This window comes from Streptomyces sp. SID11385, from assembly GCF_010548245.1.
Taxonomy (GTDB): Bacteria; Actinomycetota; Actinomycetes; order Streptomycetales; family Streptomycetaceae; genus Streptomyces.
The window spans coordinates 1-4,073 of record NZ_JAAGLR010000188.1 but is presented as its reverse complement, the minus strand read 5'-3'; the positions used below and the strand labels follow the sequence as shown (position 1 = coordinate 4,073).

At 71.9% G+C, this 4,073-nt stretch carries 4 protein-coding genes; all 4 read left to right on the top strand.

Features of this window, described 5'->3' with window-relative positions; translation table 11 throughout:
* A partial coding sequence (locus G3I42_RS06095) for an adenosylcobinamide-GDP ribazoletransferase (RefSeq protein ID WP_203606420.1) occupies positions 1–186 on the top strand: 186 nt, incomplete at its 5' end.
* A 248-nt stretch (positions 187–434) separates the two neighbouring features.
* Positions 435–1,940, top strand: coding sequence for a leucyl aminopeptidase (locus tag G3I42_RS06090; RefSeq protein WP_164283100.1), 1,506 nt, complete (start codon positions 435–437; stop codon positions 1,938–1,940).
* A gap of 377 nt (positions 1,941–2,317) precedes the next feature.
* Positions 2,318–3,706, top strand: a complete 1,389-nt coding sequence (gene lpdA / locus G3I42_RS06085; protein WP_164283098.1) for a dihydrolipoyl dehydrogenase — start codon at positions 2,318–2,320, stop codon at positions 3,704–3,706.
* Positions 3,707–3,760: 54 nt separating this feature from the next.
* Positions 3,761–4,073 (top strand): biotin/lipoyl-containing protein (locus G3I42_RS06080; protein WP_343244466.1); only part of this gene is annotated, 313 nt, incomplete at its 3' end.

Below are 4,073 nucleotides of genomic sequence, written 5' to 3'. Positions count from 1 at the left end.
GGGCTCGGCGAGGGCCCCGGCGCGGTGGTGCGGCTGGGCGCGGCGGTGGTGGCGGGAGCGGCGGGCGCGGCGCTGCTCCTTCGGCACTGTGTGCGGCGCTTCGGCGGGGTGACGGGGGACGTCTTCGGCGGCATCGAGGAGACGGCGGCGACGGCGGCGCTGGTGGTCCTGGCGCTGGGGCGGTGAGCCGGGGGCGCCGAGCGGCGCGTGGGGCAAGGGACTTGACGGGGCGTGGAGCCGGCGTCCCGTACCGCCCCGCCGTGCCCCGCACTCCGTAGGCCCCGCCGCCATGGGCGAGAGCCGTCACGGAGCGTAGGCTCTGCCCCGGCGCCGGTCCCATCGGACCCCGCGCGCCGGGCCGTCACCCCTGCACGAGCACGCAGGCGCCTTCGCGCATCCGAGGCCCCGAGACACGAGAGAGAGATTTCACCACCGTGACTGCTCTGACACTCAGCACCGCCGCCGTTCCCGGCCTGCGGGCCGACGCGATCGTCGTCGGTGTGGTCAAGGACGACGAGGGCCCGCGGCTCGCCCCCGGCGCCGAGGCCGTCGACAAGGGCTACGACGGGAAGCTCGCCGACGTCCTGGAGACGCTGGGCGCCACCGGTGCGCCCGGTGAGCTGACCCGCCTCGCGGCGCCGAGCGGCTTCAAGGCGCCGCTCGTGATCGCCGTGGGCCTCGGCGCCGAGGAGGACGAGGGCGGTTTCGGCACGGAGACCCTGCGCCGCGCCGCCGGTGTCGTCGCCCGTTCCCTGGCCGGCAAGGCCAAGGCCGTCTACGCGCTGCCCGTCGGCGACGCGGACGACGTCGCCGCGATCGGCGAGGGCGCGCTGCTCGGCGCGTACGCCTTCACCGCGTACAAGGACGACGAGGGCGTCAAGGCCCCGCTCGCCGAGGTGGTCCTCGTCGGCGCGAAGCCGCGCGACAAGGGGCACAAGGCCGCCGCCGAGCGCGCGCAGGTCCTCACCGACGAGCTGAACCGCGCCCGCGACCTCGTCAACACCCCCGCGAACGACCTCTACCCGGAGTCCTTCGCCGCGCTCGTCCAGGGCCTCGCCAAGGACTACGGCGTCAAGGTCACCGTGCTCGACGAGAAGGCGCTCACCAAGGGCGGCTTCGGCGGCATCATGGGCGTCGGCCAGGGCTCGCAGCGCCCGCCGCGGCTGGTCAAGGTCGAGTACAAGGGCGCGCGCGCCAAGGCCGCGCTCGCGTTCGTCGGCAAGGGCATCACGTACGACTCGGGCGGCATCTCGCTCAAGCCGGCCGGGCACAACGAGACGATGAAGTGCGACATGGGCGGCGCCGCCGCGGTGCTCGCCTCCGTCCTCACCGCCGCGAAGCTCAAGCTGCCCGCGCACGTCACCGGCTGGCTCGCGCTCGCCGAGAACATGCCCTCGGGTTCGGCGACGCGCCCGGGCGACGTGCTGCGCATGTACGGCGGCAAGACCGTCGAGGTGCTCAACACGGACGCCGAGGGCCGCCTGGTGATGGCCGACGCGATCGCGAAGGCGAGCGAGGACGCGCCCGACGTGATCGTGGACGTCGCGACGCTGACCGGCGCGATGATGGTCGCGCTGGGCAACGAGATGTTCGGCGTCATGGCGAACGACGACGACTTCCGCGCGACGCTGCACGAGCTGTCGGAGTCGGCGGGCGAGCCGTCCTGGGAGATGCCGCTGCCGAAGTCGCTCCTCAAGGGCCTCGACTCGTCCGTCGCCGACCTCGCCAACGTGGGCGGCCGGATGGGCGGCGGGCTGACCGCCGGGCTCTTCCTCCAGGAGTTCGTGGGCGAGGGCATCCGCTGGGCGCACCTCGACATCGCGGGCCCGGCCTTCAACGAGGGCGCCCCGTACGGCTACACCCCGAAGGGCGGCACGGGCAGCGCGGTGCGCACCCTGGTGCGGCTCATCGAGGCGGCCGGCGAGGGCGAGCTGGGCTGAGGCTCCGCACGCGTACGACGGTGAGACGGCCGGTGTCCCCCGCGGGGGGGGCGCCGGCCGTTCCCGTAGGCGCGTCCGCCGCGGGTCGCCCCGCGTCCGTGCCGCTTCCGCCGCTCGTCCGCCAAGAGCGGGCAAAGAACTCCAGGGAATGACAAAGCGGGCCATTTCGTTGACGCGGGCGACGAAGTGGGACCGCTGTCCCGCGTGTCGCTCGTCTCACACCCCGGGGGCGCGTCCTTTCGCCCCCTGGTAGGTGCGAAGATGGGTGATTGGCAGGACAGGGCCCCACCCGAGGGCCGAAGTAACGAGCGGCCGACGACCGCCGCCGACCGGTCACTCGCGACCGGAGCACGGCGCACATGCATGGAGGACGTGACGTGGCGAACGACGCCAGCACCGTTTTCGACCTAGTGATCCTCGGCGGTGGTAGCGGCGGTTACGCCGCGGCGCTGCGTGGGGCGCAGCTTGGTCTGGACGTCGCCCTGATCGAGAAGGGCAAGGTCGGCGGTACCTGCCTGCACAACGGCTGCATCCCCACCAAGGCGCTGCTGCACGCCGGTGAGATCGCCGACCAGGCTCGCGAGAGCGAGCAGTTCGGTGTGAAGGCCACCTTCGAGGGCATCGACATCGAGGCCGTCCACAAGTACAAGGACGAGGTCATCTCGGGCCTGTACAAGGGTCTCCAGGGCCTGATCGCCTCGCGCAAGGTGACCTACATCGAGGGCGAGGGGCGCCTGTCGTCCCCGACCTCCGTCGACGTCAACGGCCAGCGCGTACAGGGCCGCCACGTCCTGCTCGCGACCGGCTCCGTGCCGAAGTCGCTGCCGGGCCTGGAGATCGACGGCAACCGGATCATCTCCTCGGACCACGCGCTCAAGCTCGACCGCGTCCCGAAGTCCGCGATCATCCTGGGCGGCGGCGTCATCGGCGTCGAGTTCGCCTCGGCGTGGAAGTCCTTCGGCACCGACGTCACGATCATCGAGGGCCTCAAGCACCTCGTCCCGGTCGAGGACGAGAACAGCTCGAAGCTCCTGGAGCGCGCGTTCCGCAAGCGCGGCATCAAGTTCAACCTGGGCACGTTCTTCCAGGGCGCCGAGTACACGCAGGACGGCGTCAAGGTGACGCTGGCCGACGGCAAGACCTTCGAGGCGGAGGTGCTGCTCGTCGCGATCGGCCGCGGCCCGGTCTCGCAGGGGCTCGGTTACGAGGAGCAGGGCGTCGCGATGGACCGCGGCTACGTCCTCGTCGACGAGTACATGCGCACCAATGTGCCGACGATCTCGGCCGTGGGCGACCTCGTCCCGACCCTCCAGCTCGCGCACGTCGGCTTCGCCGAGGGCATCCTCGTCGCCGAGCGCCTCGCGGGCCTCGCGAGCGTGCCGGTCGACTACGACGGTGTCCCGCGCGTCACGTACTGCCACCCCGAGGTCGCCTCGGTGGGGATCACCGAGGCCAAGGCCAAGGAGATCTACGGCGCGGACAAGGTCGTCGCCCTCAAGTACAACCTGGCGGGCAACGGCAAGAGCAAGATCCTGAAGACGGCGGGCGAGATCAAGCTCGTCCAGGTCAAGGACGGGGCCGTCGTCGGCGTGCACATGGTCGGCGACCGCATGGGCGAGCAGGTCGGCGAAGCCCAGCTGATCTACAACTGGGAGGCGCTGCCCGCCGAGGTGGCGCAGCTCATCCACGCGCACCCCACGCAGAGCGAGGCGCTCGGCGAGGCCCACCTGGCGCTCGCGGGCAAGCCCCTGCACTCGCACGACTGACATCCCTCGGGCATCACGGACTTTTTTCCACTTTCGTAAGGAGCAACTGGAACCATGCCGGTTTCCGTCACCCTTCCGGCGCTCGGCGAGAGCGTCACCGAGGGCACTGTCACCCGTTGGCTCAAGGCCGAGGGCGAGCGCGTCGAGGCCGACGAGCCGCTGCTGGAGGTGTCGACCGACAAGGTCGACACCGAGATCCCCTCGCCCGCCGCGGGCATCCTCTCCTCGATCAAGGTCGCCGAGGACGAGACCGTCGAGGTGGGCGCCGAGCTGGCGCTCATCGACGACGGCTCCGGCGCCCCGGCCGAGGCCCCCGCGCAGGAGGCCGCCCCGGCCGCCGAGCCGCAGCAGCCCGCCCAGGCCGCGC